The following is a 21,079-nucleotide window of genomic DNA, read 5'->3' on the forward strand; positions in this document are numbered from 1 at the left end:
AAGGCGGAAAAAAGCAGGAGCCACGTGGATGTCACCTTCGTTAAGCGCAGATACTGCGGTGCGAAGCATTAAGGATCGTGGATACACTCGCCGATCTTTCCTAGGCAAAACCTTCATGCCAGGTCAAAAACCATAAAAGGAAAGCGATTTATCGCCAGACGTCCGAAGAGGGAGTTAGGGCGTGCAGGGAGAGAGGTGCTACGTGTCCGTCAAGGAGAGCCTCGCCGCCGTGGCTGGGTTCGCGCTCCTACTCTTCTACGTAGCGGTCCTCCTCTTGGGAAGCTTCACTCCTCCAGCCGACCTTGTAGTATTCGCGCTAGGCGTGCTCGCCACGCTTGCTCTCCACGAGGGGATACACGTCGCCGTTGCCTACGCGTTCGGCGCCCGTGGGATAAGCGTGAAGCCCTTCCGGGCAAGCTGGATCCTCGTAGGGGTCTACGTATCGACCAAGACCAGTCTACGCAGGGACGAGTGGCTCGTAGTGGCTCTAGCACCGCTACTCGTGCTAACGCCCGCCGCCCTCGTAGCGGCTAAGACGCTGGAAGGGCTTGCGAGGGAAACTGCCGAGTTCATAGTTGTCTTCAACACTATGGGGGCTGGGGGAGACCTCTTCCTCGCCCTAGCCGTCCTCCTCTCCGCAAAAAGGGACGCCCTCATCCACGACGAGGGGGAAAGAGTGGTGTTCGAGGGGTCTTGCTCCAGGGTCGCGGCGCTGACCTCCATTGGCAAGGCTGTGCTCGCCTTTTCTGCAACCTTTTGCTGTCTCTGGCTCGGCGTCCTAGCTTTGTGCGCCTTCCTGCGGCTCGACGTCGAGGCTCTGGGAGTAAGGCTCATCGAGACGGAGAAAGCGGCGGGGTACGCCGCGAGGTTGACGAATGCGGGTCTCGCGACATTCCTGGCGGTAGCGCTGATAGCCGCGCTCCTCGTTGGGCTGGCGGAGTACAAGAAGCTGGGGAGGATGGGCGAGGCTTCGGCTAAGGCTGGAGAGAAAAAGGATAATTTTTCGGCTACCGCTTCCTCCTGAAGAAGTACGCGATAGCCGCGAGAACCGCAACCAGGGGTAGCGCGGCGAGTAGCCACAGCTCTGCGCCTCCCCCGCCGGGTTCCCGCAGGTTTAGCACTGGTAGCTTTTCGTAGCTCTCGCTCTCGGAGAGGAAGACTTCCGGGGCTTGCTCGGCGCACCTAGCGATCACGGCGCCGGGGTACCTGCTGTAGGGGATCCACCTCCCGTCGTGCCAGACTAGCCTCTCGTTCCAACCCGCGAGCCCCGTCGACGCCGCCGCTACGATCGCCGATACGTCGGCGGCTTCGAGCCCCTTCACGGCGCCCGCCTCCACCAGGAGCCCTAGCTCGCGCCTCAAAGCCTCCCTCAAGGGGTCTCCGCTCAGCTCGAAAGCGGCTTCCAGCACGCGCCCCTTCGCAGAGAGCTCTAGGTCGTAGTACGAGTAGCCCAGAGCCCTCAGCAACGCGTCGACCTCCCTCCTAACCGCGTCCTCGCCGAGCCCCGAAGCCGCCACGCTGGCGTGGCACCCGGACTTGTCGAAAACAACGTAGATACTCCCGCCCCCCACCTCCTTGCGCAGAGCCTCGACGCCGCCCCTAGGCTCGCGCAGCCAGCCCAGCCCCTCCGCCGCCGAGAGGTTCGCCGGGAGCCCCCGGTACTCCACGCCCAGCACTAGCACCGCGTCCACGTCCGCGGACGACTTCCAGCCCAGCCTCATGGAAACCTCGTACCGCCCGGGCTCCACGTCCATCGGGGCGTCGTAGCCGGGTATGATCACCATCACCCTGTAGCACTGCTCCCCCCTAACGTAGAAGCAGGGCGCCGCCACGCTGTAGCTACGCGTACCCCTCAGCTCGACGACACCCCCTACGGAGAGGTTCGCGTAGGGCGGCGCGACGGACTCGAGCGTAGGCCTGAAGACAACCTTCGACGGCGCCCCGACTACGAGCGTCCCAAGGCTTACCTCGAGCTCCCCGGAGCCGGCGGCCAGCCTAACCGGCTTCTTGAAGCCTACGCCGCACAGGTCGGCCCCGCCCTCCACGCCGCCGGCCTTGTAGACCAGGGGCGCCTGGACGCGCACAGAGAGATACTCGGCCTTCCCGCCCGGCTCGAGGGGTTGTAGCGATACGACGACCACGAGCCTCGGGTCGTAGGAGCTCCTGTAGGCCACGCCTTTGCGCAACGCCTCCCCGAGCCACGACTCATCGACGCCTAGTAGCTCCGCGAGCCTCGACGCGTCGTAGCCCACCCCGGGCTTGTTGAGCACTACTTCGACGGCGTACCTGTCGGCCTCGGAGTAGCAAGCACCAGCGACCACTGCTAGCACCACGGACAAGACACCTGCCAGCACCAGTACACGTTTCAAGCCCGCCACCGGTATTAATGCAACGCGCACAGATATCAAGCCGCGCATTGAACGATAGGAGTCCAGGGCTCTGAACGCAGACCTTCCGGAAAACCGAACTAAAAAGTTTAAATACCCCCGCTCCCATCGGTGGTTCAAAGGGTGAAAACATGCAAGTGAAAAAGACAACCTTGGTAGCACTCCTAATAGCGCTGGCATCCACAGCCTTCGCCGTAGCCGCGGTGACGCTGACAAACATAACCGAGTGGCACATCCAGGCAGCCGGCACGCCCCCAATAGTCAAGGTAGCGGGAGCCGACGCCGGTACCGGGCTCATAAGCGTGTCGACGACCACTGCTAGCGACGGGACGAACAGGACAGTGATAACGATTAAGGGCTACACCGGGGATCCCACCCGCTACAGCGAGGTCATAAAGATCTGCAACAAGGACACCACGAAGACCTACACCGTCAGCCTAGTATACAAGGGAGTGATAAGTAGCGGTGGCTGGAACAACTACGTCAAGTACCTAACCCTATGGCTTGGCGGCTACCCCAGCGGGCCCTCGATAACGATAACCTCCACGACCACACCACCCGCTTCCACGGGCACCGTACAGGTCGGGCCCGGTATTTGCGTCCCCGTATCCGCCGAGGTACTCGTAGACGCATCCACACCGCAGAGCTCCTGGAACACGGACCTCATGAGCATTCAGATCGACGTCGTATCCCAAGGGTAAAAGGAATTCTTTTTTTGAACTAAACCCTTTATATTTCTTTACCGCCTTTCTAGTAGGTGGGTGGTATGGTCGTGCGGCTCAGGAAGAGGGACGTCTACCTCTACCTAGCATCGCTGCTCGTCGCCGCGTTCGCAACGCTGGTACTGCTATACCCCCTCGGCGTCCAGGCCGTGGTCGTGGGGGGCGCGCGGGACGTCGAGGCAAAGCCCGCCGAGCTCGACGTCTACGCCTCGAATACCACCGTCTACTGCTACGGCGGAGCGCTGGAACTGAAGAACCTCGGCGCCGCGGGGCAGGCGTACCGCTTGAGGATCAGCGCCTCCCCGCCGAGGGGGCTGAGCCTCCTGGAGCTCAGGCTCAACGGTAGCGCTGTCTTCGCGCTGGGCGCTGTAAACGCGTCGAGGGAGGTGGTCCTGCCGGCGGGCTCGTCCGCTAGGCTCGACCTCTGCGTCAAGGCTTCGAGCCCGGGCAGCGTGGAGCTGGTGTTCGTGGATCCGGCTTACGCCAGGGCTACGGAGTCGAGGGTCAGGGTTTCCTACAGGCTTACCGACTGGTGGAACAACACGTTCCCGAGGAGGGTGGAGCTCGTGCCAGTAGTCTCGAAGCCGGGGGTGGCGCTGTTCGAGGTCACGGGGTCCGGGGAGGTCTACGTCAACGGGAGGCTCGTCAGGAGGATCTCCGGGATAGCCGGGCTCGGTAGCGACGCTTTCGCCGTTGTGTTGCGGAGGAGCGGGGCCGACTACCTGTTGCCCTACCAGGTCGAGGCTTGGACGGTGAGGGGGGACGGCGTCGCCGAGCCCTCCGGGGTTAGGCGGCCCGGGGAGGCCGTCTGGGGGGACGACAGGCTCGTCTTCGCGGCGTACCTGGAGAACGGCTCCAGGATCTACATCTACATGGGCGGGAGGTACCCCTGGGGTGAGGCGGGCGACGTGCAGGTCCTCGAGGGGGCCGCGCTACTCGGGGGCGAGAGGCTGAACCTGTCGAGGTGGGGCGTGGAGGCGAGGGGCTTCTCGCTGAACCTGTCTGGCTACGTGGTGTTCCCCTACCAGTCGGTGAAGGAGGAGCTCAGCGACCCCGGCTCCTGGAGAAACGCGGCTTCGGGCCCCGTGAGGACTGTCCTCTGGTTCTCCACGACAGGCTTCTCGAACTACAGGGTCGAGGCGGCGGTGACACTGTGGGGGCGCGGCGTGAACGCAGCGCTCGTATACGTGTGGCCCAGCCTCAGCTACAGGGGGATAGTTCTGGAGTGGGTCTCCCCGAGGATCGCGCTGCGCGGCAACACCTCGCTCGCCTTCAACCCGGGTACGACCGGCAACTACCTGCCGCTGAGGCTCGAAAAATACGGCGTGGCTCTCTGCAGGGACTTCTTCCTCTCGGGGGGCACTTACGGCTACTTCTCCCTAGCCCTCGGCCCAGCCCCCTTCGCCGAGCTGAAGAGGCTGGACGCCGCGTACTCGAGCTTCCCGGGTGGCTAGCATGAGGAAAACCGTTCTAGCCCTCTCGATAGCCATGCTCGCGCTGGCAGGCGCCTACGCCGCCGTCACGATAATCAACCTGACGGAGTGGCACGTCCAGGCGACCCAGCCCCCCGTCAAGAAGCTAGCCGCTTACGGAGTCAAGAGAACCGCCGCGTACGCGCAAGCGGAGAACGGCTTAAACGTGACGTACGTCGAGGTGACTGCGCCGCTCGGTTGCAGGGTCATTTTCGACCCAGCACTAGTCCTGTCCGCTTCAACCAATCTACCCGCGAAACTATATGCGGAGTCCGTAACCGGTAACTACGCGTTTCAGCTATCGGTAAACGTAAGCCTCGGCGGCACGCAACAAGTACAGGTAGTAAGCGGGTCGATAACGCAGAGTGCCGGCGCGCCTGTAAGCGTGCAGGGAAGCGCGAACTTCAGGCTAGAAGTCCTCGTGGGCTCTGGAGCACCTCTGGGCTCGGAAGTCGCCAGGCTCTACACGTGGCTTTACTTCAATGCAAGCACGTCCAAGGCTAGGCAGAAGATAGTCTGGGTATTCAAAACAATGAGCTGGCTCTACTGCGGCTGGCTGTATAGGAAGGGCCACGACATTGTTGGCTCTACTGCGGGGGCTGTTTCCGGCTACCAGGTGAGGCTCAGGGTGTGTAGTGGTAGCGGGACTGACTCGGGGGATACTGTCTACTTGAACGGGAAGGGGAGGGCGGACTTCGGGGACCTCAGGTTCTCGTACCTCCAGCCCGACGGGAGAGAGGTAGCTATACCGTACTGGGTGGAGAGCGTTAGCGGCGGCTGCGCCACCGTATGGGTGAAGGTGCCGAGCATACCTGCCAGCCCCGGGACAGCCAGGATATACGTCTACTACGGAAACCCCTCTGCTACTAGCGAGAGCAACGGAGCGGCGACGTTCATCTACTTCAACGACTTCTCGAGCGCCATAGGTTTCACGAGCTTCCCATACGACAAGGGGGCGGACGGCTGGGGCGACGTGGACGGTAGCGACTCTTCTGGCTGGCAGCTCTTCCAGGGGGCTCTCAAGCACCGCGTGACTGTTGACGCTAGCCACATGTACGCGTTGACGGACGTCCAGAATGGTAACGTGGCTGTATGTGTCCTCATAAACCTCGGGAAGCTCGAGGAGATAGAGGAGGCGGGAGTAGCGGCTAGGCACAGTGTCGACGCCAACGGCTACATAAGGCAGTACTACGCTAGGCTCATATACGCGCCGAGCCTGATCGACTCGTTAACGTTTAGGCCAAGAGTTAACGTGGAGCTCGTTAAGAGTACTGGTCTGCCGAGCGAGGTAGAGCCCGTGCACGTCTATTACAGCTTGCAGGCTAATACTTGGTACAAGCTTGAGATGAGGCTGTACGGTGGGCACATAACAGTGTACGTGGACGACTCTAAGGTTATCGACTGGACCGACTCAAGCCCGATAACCTCCGGCTCCAGGCTAGGCCTCTTCAGCGCGTACAACAAGAACGTCGACCACCTATATGACAACTTCTACGTCCGCAACTACGTAGAGCCAGAGCCAAGCCACGGGCAGTGGCTCCCGGAGGAGACGGATCCTTAACGCTAGCATGCGCTGTGACCTTCATGGCCGCTGATGCCCGGCGCTGTACCCCCGCAATCCCTGGCACGAAAAAGGTTATTTCTGGGTTGTTCTGGGACGACCTCTCGTTGACCTACTACGCCTGCGACCCCTGCCTTCCGGTCTAGCGGGAACCTCGTCTGCATACCCCTCGTCGCCGGCGGGGCTTCATACGCGGCGAACTTCACGGGGACGGGTTCCTACGGCTTCTACCTCCTCGGCTCAAACCTGAACAAGCTGTTCGGGGTCTACGTGAGCGGTGGGAGCTACTACGCGGTGTGCGGCGCGGCGACTGCGCCCTTGTACACCGGTAGCGCTTACTGGGTTGACCTTAGGCTTTTATCCGGTGTCTACGAAGCCATAGTGAGGGGGTCGGATGGCTCCATACTCTCCAGGTATAGCTGCGCGCCGCCCGGCTCGCCGAGCTACGTGGGCTTCGAGAACGTCGGCTCGTTCACGTTGAACGTTTGGGGACCGTAGAGCTGAGGGTAGTGCTTCTACCTGTGCTAGCGGTGCGTGCTACGGTGCTTCCTCTACCGTTACTTGGAGCCTGCGGAGCGTACCCGCGTAGAAGACTTCTAGGACCGCTTTTTCCCCTACCTCCTTCTGCCTGAGCTTAGACACGAGGTCTCCCGTGCCTTTGACCTCCGAGCCGTCCAGCTTCAGTATGACTGCCCCGGGCTTTACGCCAGCCCTGGCGGCGGGGCTCCCGGGGACAACCCTTAGTACGAGCACTCCGGCCGCTCTCGGCAACCCTAGCTGGTAGGCTATCGCCGGGTTCACGTCTAGCCCGTAGACGCCTATCCACGGTCTGAGAATCCTGCCGTACTTTTCAAGCTGGGCCAGGGCGTACTTCACCTCGTTTATGGGTATGGCGAACCCTATGCCTTGGGCGAACGGTATCATAGCGGTCGTTATCCCCACGACCCTCCCTTCGAGGTCGACGAGGGGGCCTCCGCTGTTCCCGGGGTTTACCGGCGCGTCCGTCTGTATGAGGTTCTCGTATATTTTTCCCTCGGCCCTCAGGCTTCTCCCGAGCCCGCTCACAACGCCGAACGTCAGGCTGGGACCTCCGAGGAGCTGGCCGAAGGGGTTTCCCACAGCTACAACGAACTGCCCGACCCTCAAGCTGTCGGAGTCGCCCAGCTCGGCTGGCTTAAGCCTCGCCCTCTCTACTCGAAGAAACGCTATGTCGTAGTGCGGATCCACGTCTACGACCTCCGCTCTTACGTGGTCCCCACCTGGAGTCGTCACGGAGATCTCCTCGAAGCCCTCGACGACGTGGGCATTCGTAGCCACCAAGCCGTCCTCGCTTACCGCTACGCCGGACCCTAGCCCCGAGACTGGTTCGCGTACGAAGAGGAAGTCCAGGACCTTTACCGCCGTTACGCTTACAACGCTGTCCCTAACCTTCTCGTAGGCTCTGATAACCCTTTCCTGGAGGTCTTCCGCCAAGCCAACCACCCGGAAAGATACCGCGCGCGGGGTTTATATTTGTGGGGGCTCTCTGCATCCTCTTTGAGTGTTCGGGGTGGTATGTGTGTCGCGTAAGGCTGAAACTCAGAGCGGAGAGAGAGCGGAGCCCCGCGCCTCGACGGGCGGTGGAAGAGCGGAGAAAGTGCTCGTAGCGTACGGGCTTGCGAGTAGCTTCGCCGGTAACCTCGTATCGCCGTTCATGGCTCTCTACCTCTACGGGCTCGCCGGCGGGAGGTTTTTCCAGGCAGGTATTGCCAGCCAGGCCCCGGTGGCGGTCTCAGTGATCATGGGGCTCTTCTGGGCCAGGCTGTCTGATACTAATGGGTCGAGGAAGAAGTTCGTTCAGCTGAGCTTGGCTACGGGCTCCCTGGCTTCCCTGGCTCTCAGCTTCGCGTCAAGCATTAACGATGCGATACTCGTCCAGATACTCGGGGCGTTCACCGGGAGCGCTGGGGGAGCGGCGTTCTCCGCCTTGATGGCGGAGGTCTTCAAGGACAAGAGGGGGTCGAGGCTCGGGGTTTACAACGCGTCCACGGTCATCGGCGGCTTCGCCGGTAGCATGCTTTCAGGGTTCCTGTACAACTGGATAGGCTTCAGGTGGATGCTCAGGCTGAACGCCTTGCTCGGGGTCTTGCCCCTAGTCCTGATAAGCATGATCCCCGAAGAGGGTAACCGGAACCCCGTTAGCTCGAGGAAGCTTGTAAGCATCCCGAAGATACCCCGGAGGTTCTGGAAGCTCTACCTAGCTAGGCTCGTGCTCAGCCTCCCCGGGGCTCTGAGCGGAGGAGTGTTCTCGGTGTACTTCGTGAAGTACCTTAACGGCCCGCCTGAAGCTTGGTCGACGCTCGTGGCAGTCACAACTCTCTTCGGGCTAGCGTCCATCCCTTACGGCAGGCTCGCCGACAGGCTCTCGACGCGGGAGATGTTCGTGCTCGCAGGGCTCGGGTGGACCGCTCTCTACCTGGGGTACTTTCTGTCCCCGAACTACCTCGTCTTCTCCCTGTTCTTCGTGATACCGGTGTGGCCGGCGTTCTGGCTCGCGTACTCCAAGGCCTTGATGGACCTGAGCGACGAGTCGGAGAGAGCTACGTTCTACGCCTTCGAGGGGACGCTCTCGGCGCTATTCGGGTCCGCGGTCGGCGTAGCCGCGGGGCTCGTCGCGGACCTCTACAGCCCGAGAACCCTCTTCCTGCTGTCCTCCGCCTCCGCGTTGCTGGGCGCCGCCGTAGCAGGCGTACTGCTCAGGTAGAGTGTAGAGGCGGTAGGCTTAAAGGCTTGGTCGGAGCTTCTCTTCGGGCACTATGACTCTCTTAGAGGCTTTGGACTTGCACGTCGAGGTGGGAGGCGCCGAGGTGCTGAGAGGGGTTAGCCTCGGCGTCGGCGAGGCCGAGGTGCACTTCCTGATGGGGCCCAACGCAGCTGGCAAGACTACCCTCCTGTCGGCGCTGGCGGGGCTTCCCAGGGTCCGCGTGGTCTCCGGAAGAGTCCTCTTGGACGGCGAGGACGTGACCGGTCTACCGGTGGTGGAGAGGGCTAGGAGGGGCGTGGCGCTGGCCTACCAGATCCCGCCGGAGCTCGTGGGGGTCCCCTTGAGGAGCCTCGCCAAGCTGGTTTCTGGGAGGTTCGGCACCGGGGCGTACGTGGAGGAGCTTTCACGCAGGCTACGACTGGAGCACCTGATGGGCAGGGACTCCTTCAGGGGTTTTAGCGGGGGCGAGCGGAAGAGGGCGGAGCTGTTCCTAGTCGCGTTGATGCGCCCCAGGCTCGCGTTGCTCGACGAGCCGGACAGCGGGGTGGACCTTGACAGCCTCTGGTTGATAGCGGATGCCCTGAGCTTCGTCTCGGAGGAGTTCGGCACGGCAATGATCGTGGTGACACACACCAGGGCTCTCATAGAGAAGGTTGGCGGCACGGCTGCACACGTCCTCTGCGATGGGAGGATAGTGTACAGCGGCGCCCCGGGGAGCGTGGCCGGGCTCGTAGAGGAGAGGGGCTTTAAGGGGCTGTGCGGTGAGGCTGATGGAGCGCGTTGAAGCGGCTAGGAAGGCGCTGTCGAAGCCCTCTCCCTATGGCCCGGACCTCGATTTATCGTCCTTCAGGGTCGCGGCGCCGGGGTACTCCGCCGGGGAGCCGCCCAGGGCTGTCTCCTCCTCCGTGAAGGAGAGAGTCGGCATAGACGTTTCCCGGGCGAGCTACGTCCAGGTGGGCGAGACTATCTTTGCGAGGGTTCTAGCCGAGAGGCTATTCCGGGAATACGGGGTCGTGGTGAAGCCCCTCTCGAAGGCTTTGAAGGAGGACGGGCCCGCCGCGAGGGTAGCTTGGTCCCTGATAGACCCGGCGACGGACAAGTACACCGCCTACGCCTACCTCTACGGCGGGGAGGCCGGCTACTACGTCTACGTACCGCCAGGCGTCAAGGTCGACGTGCCGATATACACCTGCCTGAGCCTCTTCACAGGGGAGGAGGTCCAGTTCGCTCACAACGTCGTCTACCTCGACGAGGGGGCGGAGGCTGTCGTCACGACGGGTTGCCTCGTGCCGCACGGCGTCAAGGGAGGGCTCCACGTGGGGCTTTCGGAGTTCTTCGTGGGTCCCGGCGCGAGGCTCGTCTTCACCATGCTCCACGCGTGGGGCGAGGGTACGCACGTACGCCCCAGGACTGCGGTGAGGGTGGAGGAGGGCGGAGAATACGTGAGCTACTACGCCGTGTACAGCCCGGTAGCGTCCCTGCAGACGTACCCCAGGGTTTACCTGTATAGGCGGGCGAGCGCCAAGCTAACCTCCGTAGTCGCCGGCACGGGGCCCGGCGTCTACGACGTGGGTGGAGGGGCCGTGCTTCTGGGAGAGGGGAGCAGCGCGGAGCTCGTCTCCAGGGTGCTCGGGAGCAAGGGGTCTACGATAGTCTCCAGGGGGTCTGTAGAGGCGGAGGCCAACGACGTGAAGGGGCACATAGAGTGCCTTGGGGTCATGCTCGACCCCTCTTCGACCATAGAAGCTGTCCCGGTGCTGAAGTCCAGGGTGGAGAGGGCTGAGCTGACGCACGAGGCGGCTATAGGCATGCTCTCCGGGGAGAAGATAGAGTACCTTATGGCTAGGGGGTTCAGCGAGGAGGAGGCGAGGTCTATACTCCTGAGGGGCTACCTCACAGCGGAGACCCCGGGCCTACCTGAGAGCGTTAAAGGCGAGATCGAAAGGGTAATAGAGTACGTCGTGAGGCACGCCCTCGGGTAGGGGCTCACGCCTTGTCGAACTTGAAGGGGCTTATCACCGGCCCGTAGCGCGCGCCGGCGTCTTTAAGCCTCCTCTCCTGGTCCCTGAGTATTTCGAAGAGTAGTGGAGGGGCATCGCTGTCCTCCAGGTACGCTTTGTACACTCTCTCCACCTTGCCCAGGTAGTTTAGAACCCTCACGGAGAACATCTCTTCGTAGAGCCCCTCGGGGAACTCCTTGCCGAGGTGCTTGTCGAAGATCTCCCTGAGATCCTCGTAGACAGGCACGTAGCCTACGGGCGTTTTAACCGCGCCTACCTCGCCGTTAACCCTCGCCTCCATCCACCTCAGCCACGCCAGCTTGTCGCGCTTCTCCGCTAGGTAGTTGCCGTCCTTCCCCCTCAGGAAGTAGTTGACCCCGAATATCTTCGGCGTGACTCTGAGCTTCCCCGCGAACCTGAAGTGGAGCTCCGTGAAAGCCCCGGGGGATATGGGCAGGAAGTCGAGGATAGCGTAAGGGTTTAGCTCTGTCACCCCTACCTGCCCGATCACGGCGGCGGTCTTCTCGCTTTCAAGCGCCGCGCCCATCATCACCACTCCGTGGTTCCAGTCGAAGGACTCGAGTACGGGGGGAAGGGTAGAGGAATCCCTGCCACCAAACACCATCGCGGAGAGGGGGACTCCGCCCGGGTCGTCTATTCTCGGGTCTAGCTTCGGGAAGTGCCTGATGCTGAGCGTGAACCTAGCGTTGGGGTGCGAGGGTGGAACCTCCTTTCCGCCTTCGTCCCTCTTGCCGGGCCACCACTCGCCTGCGTAGTTTAGGCCTTCCCTGGGCTCCTCGGGCTTCCCCCTCCACCACACCTCCCCGTCCCTCGTGAGCAACACGTTGCTGAATATTACTTCCACCTCGGGGTTCGTGAGTAAACTGTAGATCTCCGGGTCGTCGGCCGGGTTCACGCCGTCTATTATCCCGAACATGCCGACCTCTGGGTTCACCGCAACCGCTACGCCGTTAACGGCGTGTATCAGCGCTAGGTCGTCCCCAACGACCGTGTCCGCGATCATGGCGGTGGACGTTTTCCCGCAACCAGCCGGGAAAGCCCCCGCGAAGTAGGTTAGCCTGCCTCCGCGCCCCTTCAACCCGACGATGAACATGTGCTCGGCAAGCCAGCCCTCCTTGTAGCCCTTGTATACAGCAAGCCTGAGGGCGAGCTTTTTCAGGCCCACGGTGTTCCCGGCGTACTGAGTGTTGACGGAGTAAACAGTGCTGTTCTCAACGTCGATGTAGATCCTGCGCTTATCAGTGTTCTTGCTCCAACCCCTCTCGTCCCTCTCCCCCGCAGAGTGCACGAACAGCATGTACTCCACGTCCTCTCCTTTCTCCACGAAGTCCCGGTAAGCGTTTCTGTAGAGCAGTTCCTCGCTGTGAGTAACGTACGCCGAGTCCGTTACCTGGACGCCGTAGAGGGAGAAGGGAGAGCCCCGGGGTCCGTAGAGGTAGAAGGACACGAAGGCTTCCCTTCCGCGCATTACTCCCTCGAAGAGCTCCCTTAGCTCCTCCACGCCCCTCCCCCTGTCGTAGGTATTGACCATCGCTACCCGCCTTCCGCCGGGGTAGAGGATTCTCGTGTTCGCGACGTCCCTTGCGAGGTCCTTCGCTCCGTCGAAATGGACGGTGTGCCTCTCGTATCTCGTCGGGAGCTCCTCCCCGTTATCGAGCGCCCTCCTCCTTATGTACTCTCTGTCGCTCTCGCTACCCGTGTTCACGAATAGGCTTGAGGGCTTAGCCACCAGGATGACGGCAGCTATGTCCCTCAGGAGCCTGGAGTTCCTCGTCCTCAGGAGCCTCTCGAAGTGCTCGTCCGAGGTTTTCCCCCTTATAAGGCTCAGCGATTCCTCTGTTGACAGCTCGACCCCCAGTACCGGTAGCCTATTCACAAGTATTCCTCGCTATCCGGGATAAATAATTTTTCTCGTTTCAGAACATATGGTAAACCCTCTAGCCGCATGCTTTTTGAAATTATTTCATTCTACAAGAGTAGGAACGGCGCGTATACGAGCATGTTCAGCGCAGTTACGAGCACGCCTACCCTGAGGAACTCCGTGAATGTTATCGTCGTCTTGAAGCGCCTTTCGAGCATCTCGAGAATGATGATATTCGAAGCCGCGCCCAGCAGGGTAAGGTTGCCGGCGATGGTTGAAGCTGTTGCCAGCGTTAGCCAGGCTCGGACATCGGTACTCGAGTAGCCTAGCCCCCTCATGTACTCCACCATTATGCTTGCCAGCGGCACGTTACTCAGGAACTGGCTCAGCGCCAGCGAGAGGAGGGCTATCGCGAAGAGATCCCGGGCTCCGGTAGCCTTCTCGGGGAGCAAGAGCCGTAGTGCGGGGTCGACGACCCCGCTCCTCATAACCCCCGCGACCGTTATGAACATGGTTATGAAGAACACTACGGTGGACCAGTCGACCCTCGAGAGGATCCTCCTCGGGTTGGAGGTGAACGGGTAGATAGCGGCGGCAGCGACGAACGGTATAATGCCCCTGTCCGATACGTGCGGCATCCCGGCGAGCTCGAGGAAGTCGTTGACCACCAGCGCGAGAACTGTTCCGGCGAGGCCGGCGGCCGCCAGGGCGGCATCCCTCCTGTTCCTTATGGCTTCCTCCGGGATCAGCGCCACCTGCACCTTAGCGTCCCTCAGCCCATAGAGCTTGGAGAGCAGGTAGGCCGTTAGGAGCAGGTTGACGAGCGTGGGTACCGCCAGCCTAGCCGTGAATACCAGCATTGGGGCCGGCATCCCGGAGCCCGAGGCTATGAGCACGTTCTGGGGGTTCCCTATGGGGGTCATCGCCGACCCTATCGTTATCGAAAAGGCCAGGAGGAGGAACATCGCCTTGGGGTCTATGCCGGCCGCCCGCGAAATCACGTACGCCACCGCGGGGCCCATGAGGGCAACGGTGTCGTTTACCGCGAACGCGGCGAGCAGGCCGAAGAGAACGGCCGACGCGTAGAAGAGCTTCACCCTGCTGTGAAACCTGGATACGAAGAAGTAGGAGGCGGCAGTGAGGAGCCCGCTCGTCTCCGCGAGCCCTACTATGCTGAACATACCCACGAGGAATAGTATCACGTCTACGTCTACGCTCTTCCTCACGTCGTCTATGCCGAGAAGCCCCGTGGCTACGACTATGAAAGAGGCAAACGCCATGATGCTCCACACAGGAGTCTTAGGCCTCCTGCTACGCGCCACGAGGGCTACCGTTAGGTACACCAGTACACCGGCACCTATCAGGGGCTTCGCGTCGAACATACGCTTCCAACACTCAGAACCCGTTGCGAAAAACGTTTCTCTCATGTGCACGGAGTAGACGAATGCCACCCGCAAGGCGAGCATCACGGATACGAGCTCGGAGAGTGTTAAGGGCCTGAATCAGCTCGATGAAAATTGCAGACGAAAACGCTAGCACAAGTATAACCGGCATGGTTGTAGACGCGTGGAGAAGTGGGCTAACGATAAAGCTGTCTTCCGCGGCATTAAAGCGAAAAAGTTTATCTTAGACTAAAAGGCTACTAAGAACGTGGCTACAGAGCTAAAGCGTTCAAGAAAAGTGCTGTCTACTACAGATATTGTCGCCATGGGTATTGGAACGGCGCTCTACGCTGCCTTCAACGTTTTCTTCAACATTCTCCAGATACCTGGATCACAACTCGTCTCCGTGCGTCCCAGCGTAAGTATACCCATGTTCTTCGGCCACGTATTCGGCCCAGTTGTAGGCTTTGTAGTGGGGTTTCTCGGAAACACGATAAGTGACGCTGTGAGCTGGGGAGGTTTCTGGTGGAACTGGGACGTGGGCAACGGGCTCCTCGGACTGATATCCGGGCTGGCATCGTACATTATTAAGCGCGAAGAGCTACTAGAGAAGAAGGGGTTAATGGTAGCGTCGGTACTCGCAGTCGTAGGATCTATAGTCGGCATGGGCTTCGCGTCCTTTACTGACTACATTTTCGGGTATGGGATATCTACGATCGAAGAGGCAATATACGCGTTGTTCCTACCAGCCGCTGTGACCGACGCCGTTAACGGCGCCATACTCACCCCTGTCTTGATCAAAGCTTATAGTGCGGCGGTAAAAGGCAGGTCTAGGAGAACCTAGAATGTCGAGCAGAATAGTTAGGTACATTGAAGGGAGTAGCATCGTACACAGACTGGATCCCAGGGTTAAACTATTTTTTGTTGGAAGCGTGGTTTTAGCGGCTTCGCTTTCCTACAACCTCCTTCTAGCGGTACTAACACTAGCATTAGGCCTATCGTTCTATCTTCTCGCAAGGCTTCCCTTCTCGAAAACGAAGAACACTTGGAAGTTCATACTGATCGTAGCCCTGGTTCTGTCTTTCCTGAACTATCTGTTCGTAGCTGTGCTCTACCATAGGCCGCGCGGAGAGCTATTAGAGGCATTTATGAGCGCGGAGCTCCTCTCCAGGTCTATCACTCCTGTACTCAAGCTTCTAGCGGTAGCAACAGTTACGGTCGCGTTCGTTTACACAACTCCTCCTCACCTTTACGCTCCTGCGCTAGGACAACTCGGGCTGAGCTACAGGGCCGCGTATGCCGTACATCTAGGTTTTAGGTACTTCCCTCAGTTCGTGGACGAGTTAAGGCGCACATTAGAAGCGCAGATGGCTAGGGGGTATAGGCCGCGGGGTGGGAAGAATCCTCTCGGCAGGATCTTAGCGGTAATCCCGTTGATAGTGCCCGTAACCGTGTCTGCAACGCTCTCCATCTACGATGTCTCCGATGCGATGGAGCTGAGGGGGTTCGGAGGGACAAAGTGCCATACGTGGTATAGAAAACTGTCCATGAAAACTCTGGACAAGGCTTTCGCTATACTTTCGGCTGTAATCTCGCTGGTATTCCTCGCTTTATACGTTCTTCGCCCCTTACCATAGGCGCAAGCCTCTCACCAGCAAACCTTAAGCGTGAAAAGAATATCTGGCTGGGGGGCTTAGGAGGGTTGCACAACGTCATCCGCTACCCCGGGTGAGGTTGCCCTCCAGCCCCCCTGTTCCTCGCTAAATGATCGGGGTTTTAAATGCTCTTCTACTGCTCCTTCGTAAAGATTTCTTGCCAATAGCCGTTTTCGTTAAATAGATTTCCTCCATTTTTTGGAAAAAGGTTCTAATCTTTATACACCCTCTTCGAAGACAAAGTAACGTTTCCGAGGGCTTGTTAAGGCATGCCCGTCAGCGCCAGGATTGGTGCCAGCAGGAGCGCCGGGAGCATGTTCCCCACGCGGATCCTCTTCAGCTTCAACAAATTGATGCCTACGCCTATTAGGAGCACTCCGCCTGCCGCGGTCAGCTCGTTCACCGACGCCTCTGGCAGGAGCGCCCCCGTCAGCGCTCCGAGCAACGCCAGGGATCCCTGGAAGGCCAGCACCAAGACGGAGCTAAACACCACGCCTACACCCATAGCCGCGGCGTAGGCAACCGATGCGACGCCGTCCATGACGGACTTTGCCAGCAGTATGCTCGGGTCTCCCAAGCCGTCCCTGATAGACCCCACTACGGTCATTGGCCCCACGCAGAACGTCAGGAAGGCTGTGAGCATCCCGTCGACCACGCCCTGGGACCTCGTCCTCGATACTCTCTCCGAAAGCCTCTGAAGAGCTCCCTCCACGCCGAGGGCTTCGCCCACCAGGGAGCCGAGGAGCAACGAGACTATCATCGCCACGGGCTTTCTCGCTTGGAGCGCCATTTGAACCCCGATCGCCACTGTGAAAAGCCCAAGCACGTCGGCGACAAACGCTACTCTCTCGGCGTTCACGCTCTTCCTGAGGAGCAAACCGACGAGGGACCCTGCCAGCACGGTCAGCGTGTTTACCAGGGTTCCGAGCACCCCTAGATGTGGCAGAGAGCCTTTTTTAGCTTTTCTACGCCGGGGCTGAACACTTTCCCGCGAACCGCCAGTGGAAGTCTATGTGCCGAAAGTTTTGCCGGGGCAAAATGCTCGCCGTGTTTCAACCGCGTAGAGTATAGTTTTGCCTCGGACTTCCCGGGCTCCTTTTTCTTTTAAACCCTCCTAGCAATACAAGGGTTTAATCCTCAGGGGTGTAACGTCTAGAATCGACGGTGAAGGGTGAAGGTGGAGGAGGGAGACTCATCTAGTAGTAAACTTTTAGCGCTCTCAACCCCCCTGCTCAAGCTCACATCTCTCAGGAAGCTTCTCAACCTTGACGGCGCCGCTGTCTACTTGAAGTACGAGGGCTACAACCCCACGGGTACGCACAAGGACAGGGCTGCCCTCGCGCACGTGGGAGAGGCCGTTCTCAACGGCTACGACACGGTGACGGTCGGGACCTGCGGTAACTACGGCGTCGCGGTAGCGTACTACGCTAGGCTCGCGGGGCTTAGGGCGGTGATATTCGTCCCGAAGGGCTACAGCAACAGTAGGGTGCCGGAGATGAAGAGGTACGGGGCGCGTGTAGTGGAGGTGGAGGGGCCCTACGAGGACGCGGTCGCGGTAAGCGTGAGCTCCGCAAGGGCTAACGGGTGGTACGACGCGAACCCCGGTAGCGTGAACGACCACGTTAGCATAGAGGCTTACTCCCTCATAGCGAGGGAGATCGTGAGGCAGCTCGGAGACGCCCCTGCCGTAGTGGCTGTACCCGTGGGGAACGGAACCACGCTCGTAGGGATATACCACGGCTTCTACAGGCTGTACAGAGCCGGGGAGACTACGAGGATCCCGAGGATGGTCGCTGCCAGCACGTCCAACGCGAACCAGCTCGTCTACTCCTGGAGCAGGGGGTCGACGGAGCCCCTACCGGTCGAGGTCTCCGAGGTGCGCGAAACCCCGGTGAACGAGCCGCTCGTCGCGATTAGGTCGCTGAACGCCGAGGAGGCTCTGAGAGCTATATACGCGTCTAAGGGCGCGGCGTTCGGCTTCAGCGACTCCGAGATGGTCGAGATGTCGATACTCCTCAGGGCGTTCGAGGGGGTAAGCGCTCTACCCGCGTCGGCGTCCGCGCTCCTGGCTGTACGCGAGTACCTTAAGGCAAACGAGGTCGACGGCCCGGTAGTAGCGGTGATAACGGGGAGATGGAGGAGGGAGAAGCGGTAATACTGGCGGAGGGTCTCTACTCGACGACTGACGGCAAGACGGCGCACGGGCTCGTCAGGAAGAGCCTACGCTACAAGATAGTCGGGGTGATAGACAGCACCCTCGCTGGGAGGGATGCAGGCGAAGTGCTCGACGGGAAACCTCGCGGCATAAAGATATACTCCTCCCTCGAGGAGGCGTTGAAGGAGCACCCCGGGGTAAAGTTCCTCATAATCGGCGTGGCGACTCCTGGTGGCAGGCTCCCGCCGTCCTACAGGGAGGTGGTGAAGGAGGCGTTGAAGAGGGGGATAAGCGTGGTTTCTGGTTTACACGAGTTTCTCAGTGACGACCCGGAGCTCTCTAGGATAGCCAGGGAGACTGGCGCCGAAATAATAGACGTGAGGAAGATATACTACAACACCAGGAAGTTCTACACAGGGAAGATAAAGGAGGTCAAAGCCCTCAAAGTGGTCGTGATAGGGACGGACTCGGCTGTCGGCAAGAGGACGGTTGCCCACATGGTGACCGACGAGCTCAACGCGAGGGGAATTAAAGCCGTCTTCGTCGGTACGGGGCAGACTGCCTGGATGCAGGGCGCCAAGTACGTCTTCGTGCTTGACAGCGTGATAAACGACTTCGTCCCCGGAGTACTGGAGGACGTCGTGTGGAGGGCGTACAGCGAGGAGAAGCCCAAGGTCATAGTCGTGCCGGGTCAGGGTAGCCTGCTTCACCCGGTGTTCCCGGGGAGCTACGAGATACTGAACCTGTTGAAACCCGAGGTCACCATCCTGCACCACGCGCCAGGTAGGAAGCACTTGGACGGGTTCCCCGAGTACCCGGTTCCACCCCTGGAGAAGTTCCTGAAGCTCGTCGAGATAATAACCGATAGGAGGGTCTTCGCGATCACTCTCAGCACCGAGGGGCTCTCGGAGCGGGAGGTGCTCGCCGAGAGGGAGAAGCTTGAGAAGGAGCTCGGGATCCCCGTCGTGGTCCCGATGATCGAGGGCGTCGGGAGGATTGTCGACGAGATAACCAGGAGGTTCCCGGAAGTGGTGGGCTAAGAGTGGACCTGAAGTGCTTTGACAAGATAACTGTCGGGCCAGTGAAGGTCAAGGGTAGGCGTACGAGCGTTAGGTACGTCTTGGAGTTCGACGGGTTGAGGAAGGAGTACGAGCTCGTGAACGTTTACCCAGAGGACCTCGACCCTAGGGTGCTCGAGGAGGCTTCCAGCATGGCCGGCATAGTGCCGGCGGTTAACTACGCACTGTTCGCAGACGAGATAAGGCTCGACGTGAAGCTTCACAGCCTGGACTTGAGGTTCTTCGAGGACATGGCGCGGGTAACGGCAGGGGACATCTTCGTGAACAGAATCGTCGCGCGCACAGGGCTCATAAAGGAGGAGTACCTCCCCGACCCGGAGAGCGTGACGCCGGAGGACGCCGAGCCTCGGGCGACCGTTGTCGCCGAGAACGTGGACGACTCGACGTACCTGGAGGCCGAGCCGGACTACTCGAAGTGCGGCGTCATGTCGTCGGGGGGCAAGGAGAGCCTGTTCGCGTACGGACTCCTCAGGGAGGCCGGGTGCGAGGTCTACCCGTTCTTCCTCAACGAGGCCGGGAGGCACTGGTGGACGGCGCTCACGGCCTACAGGGAGCTGTCGAGGAGGGACCCCAACACCAGGAGGGTTTGGAGCAACGTGGACAGGCTGTTCGCGTTCATAGAGAAGAACATGAAGATAGTCGTCCCGAACTACTGGAGGAAGAACAGGGAGATATATCCCGTCAGGCTCTTCTGGTACGCTCACTACATACTCTCGTTCCTCCCCTTGGCGCTCAAGTACGGCGTGGGCAACATAGTCATGGGAAACGAGTTCGACGACCCCTCGGGGCTGACGTTCGAGTACAAGGGTATAAGGCACTACTACGCGACTTACGACCAGTCCCTAGACTTCGACGTCTACATGACGCGGTACTTCGAGGAGAGGGGGCTGGGCATCAAGCAGTGGTCGCCTCTAAGGCCGGTAACACCCATAACGATACTCAGGATACTCTTCGACAGGTACCCGGACCTCGCGCCGCTCGTAACGAGCTGCCACTCGACGCACGTAGAGAACGGGGTTGTGAAGCCCTGCGGTACCTGCTACAAGTGCAACGGCGTCCTGCTCATGCTTCTCGCGGTCGGCGCGGACCCGAGGCTCCTGAGGTACGATGAGAGGCACGTCGAGACTCTCCCGGAGAGGCTGTCAAAGGGGCTTGTAAGGCTCGAGCCATCCCTGGTCAAGCACTCCCTCTACCTCGTCGCGAGCAGGGGGCTCTGGAGGCTTCCGGGCGCGGAGCCCGTCTGGCACGTCGAGATGATACACTTCGACGGCATAAACAGCACCCCGGACTTCATCCCGCACAGGGACCTGAGGCTGAGGGTGCTGAGTATCTACGAGAAGTATACGAGGGGGTACGCGAAGCTCGAGAACGGGCAGTGGGTCCAAGTAGACCCGGAGTCGATCCCCGGCCTCAGGTAGCGGTGCACGGGCATGCCGTTCACGCCGTTTCACCTGGGGCCTGCTCTCGCCGTGGGGCTTCCGCTCAGGGAGAGGATCCACGCCCCCACGTTCATACTGGCCAGCATCGCGGTGGACGTCGAGCCGCTAGTAGTGCTCGTGCTGGGGCTCGACTACCCCCTCCACGGCTACCTCCACACGTTCGCCGGCGCCGCGTTGCTGGGGCTGTGCCTAGGGCTCCTGATGCACGCGACGGAGAAGGTACTCGGGAACGCCTGGAAGAGAGCCCTGCTGGAAGGGTCGCGGAGCGTTGGCTTCGAGGGCTTCGCGGTGGCCGGGATCCTAGGGTGCACGGTTCACGTTCTGCTCGACTCGCCGCTGTACCCCGACATCAGGCCGCTCTACCCCTACGCCGCGAACCCTCTCTACGACCCCAGTTTAACCCCGGCCGTCTACCTGCTCTGCTCCGTGCTCCTCCTGGGAGGGCTGGCGTACTACCTATACCTCGCCCTGCAGCATCAGGCGAAGCAAGGGTTAGCCCGCTAGGTCTCTCGGCGGGTTTCTCCGAGCATCTGTGTTGGTTTAGTAGGTGGATCCCACGGGAAAGTAGGGCGCAAGGTATTTTTGCGTTCAGCCGTGGAGTT

At 60.5% G+C, this 21,079-nt stretch carries 19 protein-coding genes; 14 read left to right on the plus strand and 5 right to left on the minus strand.

Features of this window, described 5'->3' with window-relative positions:
- Positions 1–181 precede the first annotated feature (181 nt).
- Positions 182–1,024, plus strand: coding sequence for a DUF3267 domain-containing protein (locus TPEN_RS07790; protein WP_011753184.1), 843 nt, complete (start codon positions 182–184; stop codon positions 1,022–1,024).
- Here the strand turns inward: TPEN_RS07790 and TPEN_RS07795 are convergent.
- On the minus strand, positions 1,008–2,378 hold the full coding sequence (locus TPEN_RS07795) for a hypothetical protein (protein WP_148678027.1): 1,371 nt from the start codon (positions 2,376–2,378) through the stop codon (positions 1,008–1,010). The genes TPEN_RS07790 and TPEN_RS07795 overlap by 17 nt on opposite strands.
- A 140-nt stretch (positions 2,379–2,518) precedes the next feature.
- Here TPEN_RS07795 and TPEN_RS07800 point away from each other — a divergent pair, with 140 nt between their 5' ends.
- The 4 genes from TPEN_RS07800 to TPEN_RS07815 all read left to right on the plus strand — a co-directional run bounded on the left by TPEN_RS07800 (position 2,519) and on the right by TPEN_RS07815 (position 6,640).
- Positions 2,519–3,088: a hypothetical protein gene (locus TPEN_RS07800; protein WP_011753185.1), complete on the plus strand. Its 570-nt coding sequence runs from the start codon at positions 2,519–2,521 to the stop codon at positions 3,086–3,088.
- A gap of 56 nt (positions 3,089–3,144) precedes the next feature.
- Complete coding sequence (locus TPEN_RS07805; RefSeq protein WP_148678028.1) at positions 3,145–4,563, plus strand: hypothetical protein; 1,419 nt, start codon at positions 3,145–3,147, stop codon at positions 4,561–4,563.
- Position 4,564: 1 nt separating this feature from the next.
- Positions 4,565–6,142: a DUF2341 domain-containing protein gene (locus TPEN_RS07810; protein ID WP_011753187.1), complete on the plus strand. Its 1,578-nt coding sequence runs from the start codon at positions 4,565–4,567 to the stop codon at positions 6,140–6,142.
- Between the two features lie 270 nt (positions 6,143–6,412).
- A complete protein-coding gene (locus tag TPEN_RS07815; RefSeq protein ID WP_011753188.1) occupies positions 6,413–6,640 on the plus strand; it encodes a hypothetical protein in 228 nt (75 codons plus the stop codon).
- Positions 6,641–6,679: 39 nt separating this feature from the next.
- Here the strand turns inward: TPEN_RS07815 and TPEN_RS07820 are convergent, their stop codons facing one another.
- Entirely contained in the window at positions 6,680–7,624 is a 945-nt protein-coding gene (locus tag TPEN_RS07820; RefSeq protein WP_052885300.1) for a S1C family serine protease, read from the minus strand.
- A 76-nt stretch (positions 7,625–7,700) separates the two neighbouring features.
- Here TPEN_RS07820 and TPEN_RS07825 point away from each other — a divergent pair, with 76 nt between their 5' ends.
- From TPEN_RS07825 to TPEN_RS07835, 3 genes are read left to right on the plus strand one after another with little or no spacing between them, the layout of a single operon-like run.
- Positions 7,701–8,885 carry an MFS transporter gene (locus TPEN_RS07825; protein ID WP_011753190.1) on the plus strand — a complete coding sequence of 395 codons (1,185 nt, stop codon included), beginning with the start codon at positions 7,701–7,703 and terminating at the stop codon, positions 8,883–8,885.
- A 52-nt stretch (positions 8,886–8,937) separates the two neighbouring features.
- Positions 8,938–9,669 (plus strand): ATP-binding cassette domain-containing protein, encoded by a 732-nt coding sequence (locus TPEN_RS07830; RefSeq protein WP_011753191.1) that lies wholly within the window; start codon positions 8,938–8,940, stop codon positions 9,667–9,669.
- The gene (locus TPEN_RS07835) at positions 9,656–10,867 is read left to right on the plus strand and encodes a SufD family Fe-S cluster assembly protein (protein WP_052885405.1); all 1,212 of its coding nucleotides are present in this window, start codon (positions 9,656–9,658) and stop codon (positions 10,865–10,867) included. The genes TPEN_RS07830 and TPEN_RS07835 overlap by 14 nt, the downstream gene beginning before the upstream one ends.
- A 4-nt stretch (positions 10,868–10,871) precedes the next feature.
- On the opposite strand, the gene TPEN_RS07840 is transcribed toward TPEN_RS07835, so the two are convergent.
- Positions 10,872–12,782 carry a phosphoenolpyruvate carboxykinase (GTP) gene (locus TPEN_RS07840; protein ID WP_011753193.1) on the minus strand — a complete coding sequence of 637 codons (1,911 nt, stop codon included), beginning with the start codon at positions 12,780–12,782 and terminating at the stop codon, positions 10,872–10,874.
- A gap of 92 nt (positions 12,783–12,874) precedes the next feature.
- Entirely contained in the window at positions 12,875–14,149 is a 1,275-nt protein-coding gene (locus tag TPEN_RS07845; protein WP_052885302.1) for an ArsB/NhaD family transporter, read from the minus strand.
- Between the two features lie 268 nt (positions 14,150–14,417).
- Here TPEN_RS07845 and TPEN_RS07850 point away from each other — a divergent pair, with 268 nt between their 5' ends.
- Together TPEN_RS07850 and TPEN_RS07855 are read left to right on the plus strand one after the other, a co-directional pair.
- Positions 14,418–14,993 carry an ECF-type riboflavin transporter substrate-binding protein gene (locus TPEN_RS07850; protein ID WP_011753195.1) on the plus strand — a complete coding sequence of 192 codons (576 nt, stop codon included), beginning with the start codon at positions 14,418–14,420 and terminating at the stop codon, positions 14,991–14,993.
- Position 14,994: 1 nt separating this feature from the next.
- Positions 14,995–15,786 carry an energy-coupling factor transporter transmembrane component T family protein gene (locus TPEN_RS07855; protein ID WP_011753196.1) on the plus strand — a complete coding sequence of 264 codons (792 nt, stop codon included), beginning with the start codon at positions 14,995–14,997 and terminating at the stop codon, positions 15,784–15,786.
- A gap of 280 nt (positions 15,787–16,066) precedes the next feature.
- On the opposite strand, the gene TPEN_RS07860 is transcribed toward TPEN_RS07855, so the two are convergent.
- Positions 16,067–16,735 carry a DUF554 domain-containing protein gene (locus TPEN_RS07860; RefSeq protein ID WP_011753197.1) on the minus strand — a complete coding sequence of 223 codons (669 nt, stop codon included), beginning with the start codon at positions 16,733–16,735 and terminating at the stop codon, positions 16,067–16,069.
- Between the two features lie 240 nt (positions 16,736–16,975).
- Between TPEN_RS07860 and TPEN_RS07865 the strand changes: the two genes are divergently transcribed.
- The 4 genes from TPEN_RS07865 to TPEN_RS07880 are packed head-to-tail and all read left to right on the plus strand — an operon-like array spanning position 16,976 to position 20,981.
- Positions 16,976–17,959: a pyridoxal-phosphate dependent enzyme gene (locus tag TPEN_RS07865; RefSeq protein ID WP_148678030.1), complete on the plus strand. Its 984-nt coding sequence runs from the start codon at positions 16,976–16,978 to the stop codon at positions 17,957–17,959.
- Positions 17,938–18,999: an N-acetyltransferase DgcN family protein gene (locus TPEN_RS07870; RefSeq protein ID WP_011753199.1), complete on the plus strand. Its 1,062-nt coding sequence runs from the start codon at positions 17,938–17,940 to the stop codon at positions 18,997–18,999. Before TPEN_RS07865 ends, TPEN_RS07870 begins: the two co-directional genes overlap by 22 nt.
- A gap of 2 nt (positions 19,000–19,001) precedes the next feature.
- A complete protein-coding gene (locus TPEN_RS07875; RefSeq protein ID WP_011753200.1) occupies positions 19,002–20,456 on the plus strand; it encodes a hypothetical protein in 1,455 nt (484 codons plus the stop codon).
- A 12-nt stretch (positions 20,457–20,468) separates the two neighbouring features.
- Positions 20,469–20,981: a hypothetical protein gene (locus TPEN_RS07880; protein WP_011753201.1), complete on the plus strand. Its 513-nt coding sequence runs from the start codon at positions 20,469–20,471 to the stop codon at positions 20,979–20,981.
- The last annotated feature ends 98 nt before the right edge of the window (positions 20,982–21,079 follow it).

Source organism: Thermofilum pendens Hrk 5, from assembly GCF_000015225.1.
Lineage (GTDB): Archaea > Thermoproteota > Thermoprotei > Thermofilales > Thermofilaceae > Thermofilum > Thermofilum pendens.